General features: G+C 60.7%; 4 protein-coding genes. 1 reads left to right on the top strand and 3 read right to left on the bottom strand.

Translation table 11 applies throughout. From position 1 onward, the window contains the following. Positions 1-69 precede the first annotated feature (69 nt). Together LL06_RS13225 and LL06_RS13220 are read right to left on the bottom strand one after the other, a co-directional pair. A complete protein-coding gene (locus LL06_RS13225) occupies positions 70-831 on the bottom strand; it encodes an ABC transporter permease (RefSeq protein WP_035527486.1) in 762 nt (253 codons plus the stop codon). Continuing rightward, positions 828-1,754, bottom strand: a complete 927-nt coding sequence (locus LL06_RS13220; RefSeq protein ID WP_035527483.1) for an ABC transporter ATP-binding protein — start codon at positions 1,752-1,754, stop codon at positions 828-830. Before LL06_RS13220 ends, LL06_RS13225 begins: the two co-directional genes overlap by 4 nt. A 580-nt stretch (positions 1,755-2,334) precedes the next feature. Between LL06_RS13220 and LL06_RS13215 the strand changes: the two genes are divergently transcribed. After that, the gene (locus LL06_RS13215; RefSeq protein WP_035527480.1) at positions 2,335-2,544 is read left to right on the top strand and encodes a hypothetical protein; all 210 of its coding nucleotides are present in this window, start codon (positions 2,335-2,337) and stop codon (positions 2,542-2,544) included. A gap of 181 nt (positions 2,545-2,725) precedes the next feature. Here LL06_RS13215 and LL06_RS13210 read toward each other — a convergent pair whose 3' ends face one another. Next, complete coding sequence (locus tag LL06_RS13210) at positions 2,726-3,169, bottom strand: NUDIX domain-containing protein (protein WP_173426123.1); 444 nt, start codon at positions 3,167-3,169, stop codon at positions 2,726-2,728. Between the last annotated feature and the right edge of the window lie 31 nt (positions 3,170-3,200).

The following is a 3,200-nucleotide window of genomic DNA, read 5'->3' as shown; positions in this document are numbered from 1 at the left end:
CCTTCCACGAAAAAGGCGCTCCCCTTCGGGAGCGCCTTTTTGCATTCGGCCCGGTCAGGATGCCGCCGGTCAGGTCTTGATCTTGTAGCCGGTCTTGAAGGTCCAGCCGATGATGCCGAGGCAGATGAACATGAACACCGCGATCATCGTCAGGCTGAGGCCGATATTGATGTCGGACACGCCGAAGAAGCTCCAGCGGAAGCCCGAGATCAGGTAGACCACCGGATTGAACATGGTCACCGTCTGCCAGAATGGCGGCAGCATGGAGACCGAATAGAAGCTGCCCCCCAGGAACACGAGCGGCGTGATCACCAGGAGCGGGATCATCTGGAGCTGCTCGAAATTCTTCGACCAGATGCCGATGATGAAGCCGAACAGGCTGAACGAGACGCAGGTCAGCACCAGGAAGGCGAGCATCGCCACCGGATGCAGGATCGAAAAATCGACGAAGAACTCCGCCGTGATCAGGATCACCAGCCCGATCAGCGCCGACTTGGTGGCCGCCGCCCCGACATAGCCGAGCACGATTTCGACGAAGGACACAGGTGCTGTGTGCAGTTCATAGATCGAGCCCAGGAATTTCGGGAAGTAGATCCCGAAGGAGGCATTGGAGATCGACTGCGTCAGCACCGACAGCATGATCAGGCCCGGCACGATGAAGGCGCCGTAGCTCACCCCGTCGATCTCGTCGATGCGCGAGCCGATGGCCGCGCCGAAGACGATGAAATAGAGCGACGTCGACAGCACCGGCGAGATCAGGCTCTGCGAGAGCGTCCGGAAGAACCGCGCCATTTCAAAGGAATAGATGGATTTGACTGCCTGAAAATTCATGACTTGTCCTCAACCAGGCCGACGAAAATATCCTCGAGCGAGCTTTGCCGCGTCTCCACGTCGCGCAGGATGATGCCCGCAGTGCTCAGGTCGGCGAACAGCGAGGAGATGCCGGTCCGCTCGCCATTGGCCTCGTAGGAATAGGTCAGCGCCTGGTCCTCCGTGCTGTAGTCGAGATTGTAGCGGGCAAGTGCAGGCGGGATCGCCGCGAGCGGCGCCATCAGCTCGATGCGCATCTGCCGCTGGCCCATGCGCTGCATCAGCGCCTCCTTCTTTTCCACCAGCAGCAATTCGCCGCCGCGAATGACGCCCACCCGGTCGGCGATGGCTTCCGCCTCGTCGATGTAATGGGTGGTCAGGATGATGGTGACGCCGTCCTGCTTGAGCTGGCGCACCACCTCCCACATTTCCTTGCGCAATTCGACATCGACGCCGGCGGTGGGTTCGTCGAGAAACAGAACCCTGGGCTCGTGGCAGAGCGCCTTGGCGATCAGCACCCGGCGCTTCATGCCGCCCGACAGCTCCATCGTCTTGGAATCCTTCTTGTCCCACAGCGACAGTTTCTCGAGGATGTTCTGCAGGAGCGCCGGATCGTGGCGCTTGCCGAACAGGCCGCGGGTGAAGCGCAGCGCGTCATAGACGGTCTGGAACGGCTCGAGCGCGATCTCCTGCGGCACCAGCCCGATCAGCGAGCGGGCCTGGCGAAAATCCTGGACCACATCGAAGCCGCCGACCTTGACCGAGCCGGAACTGGGGTTGACCAGCCCGCAGATGATCGAGATCAGCGTTGTCTTGCCGGCGCCATTTGGGCCGAGCAAAGCCAGGATCTCGCCCTCCTTGATCTCCAGGTTGACCTGTTTGAGCGCCTGGAAGCCGCTGTCGTACTGTTTGGACAAATTCTCGATCGAAACGATGGAAGACATGAGGTGCTTTTCGTTAAAAGGGGCGCGCGCACAGTTGTCGGAACAAGGCGATGCACCGAAACGGGGGTGGGGTGTGCAAACCTGCAGTTGGACGGATTTAAGCAGGAACGGCCCGCATTCAAGGGCTGGCCTTGTCGTGAGACGGAATTGATGCGGGCGTAGCAGGGTCTGCCGCCCGAAAATGGGTAGTGTCTTAGTTTGAAATTCAAAAACAAATCTGTGATTCTGTGCCGGAGCACAGTTCTCAGGGTGTCAATTGCTCTCTCCCCACTTTCCACACGGGCCAATCTATGATTGGGGGATTGCACCGATTCGGGTTGCCATGCTCTGGACTTCACCATCCGAGTCGCTGCTTAATAGGAGTGGTTGATTCGGTAAGGCCCGAAACAACTGAAGCCCGCAAGGGGATTAGAGGTCCCCAAACGAGCTTCAGAATGTAAATGGTCCGCACCCTTGTTGGCACTTGAAAGCGGATCACTCGGAAAAGCGAAGCGGTTAGGCTCCCTCCACAGAAAGAGTCTAACTCGCCTGCTTTTCCGAGACAAGTGCGCTTATGCGCATTGCGCGGAAAGAAACGCAAATGATCGTCCACTTCCCCAAGAAACGGAAGTCGAAACCCGTTGACCCTATGATGGCGGCGGAAATTAAGGCACTGCTGCTGGCAAATTGCATGAACCAGCATGACATTGCAGCCCGCTATGAGATCAACCAGGGGCGGGTTTCTGAAATCAACACCGGGGCCAAATTCCCCGGAATTGAGCCCGCTCAGTTGACGTTCGATTTCAAGTAGCCGGCTTGGGCCCCGGCTTAACCGGTCGGGGCCTTTTCCTGCAAACTCTGGCGCCGAGGTGCCAGTGCATAGGCATCGATCAGGTCAAAAAAACAGCTCCATATTGCAAAGCATGCCAGAGACACCAGCAGGCCTTTGCAAGCGACCTGTGAATGCTCTTCAGCATCCACTCCGACCGCCCTCACCACTCCTCGCTGACCGGCGCCGCGCCCGCGAGCTCCGCCAGCCGGCGCCGCGTCGCCGCCGTCACGCCCTGGGGCAGCGCGTCGAGCGCGAAGAACCCGGCCTCGACGATCTCCCGGTCGGCGGCCTTGGGCGCGATCTGGCGCACCTTGCAGCGGTAGAAGGCGACATGGTCGCGGCGGCTGGTGCGGCGGTTGAAATAGACCGCCACCAGCTCGGCCGGGCCGGCAAGCTCGAGATTGCCCTCCTCGCGCAGTTCCTTGGCGAGCGCCTCCGCCACGGTCTCGCCGCGCTCGACGCCGCCGCCCGGCATGTGCCAGCCGGGCACATAGGAATGCCTGACCAGGAACACCCGGCCGTCCGCATCGAAACAGGCGGCGCGCACGCCGAGCGTCATGCCGCGGGCCAGCGCGAACCAGACATGCACGACGCGGGTGACCAGCCAGGCGCGGACCGACCTGAGTTCCGGCGGG

It is taken from the genome of Hoeflea sp. BAL378, assembly GCF_000759435.1.
Lineage (GTDB): Bacteria > Pseudomonadota > Alphaproteobacteria > Rhizobiales > Rhizobiaceae > Hoeflea.
Note: the sequence above shows the minus strand (reverse complement) of the source record. Positions and strands in the feature narration are given on the sequence as shown.

Bases quoted from the DNA above. Each gene is read 5' to 3' on its own strand.
- LL06_RS13225 (WP_035527486.1), bottom strand. From the start codon at position 831: ATGAATTTTCAGGCAGTCAAATCCATCTATTCCTTTGAAATGGCGCGG.
- LL06_RS13220 (WP_035527483.1), bottom strand. From the start codon at position 1,754: ATGTCTTCCATCGTTTCGATCGAGAATTTGTCCAAACAGTACGACAGC.
- LL06_RS13215 (WP_035527480.1), top strand. From the start codon at position 2,335: ATGATCGTCCACTTCCCCAAGAAACGGAAGTCGAAACCCGTTGACCCT.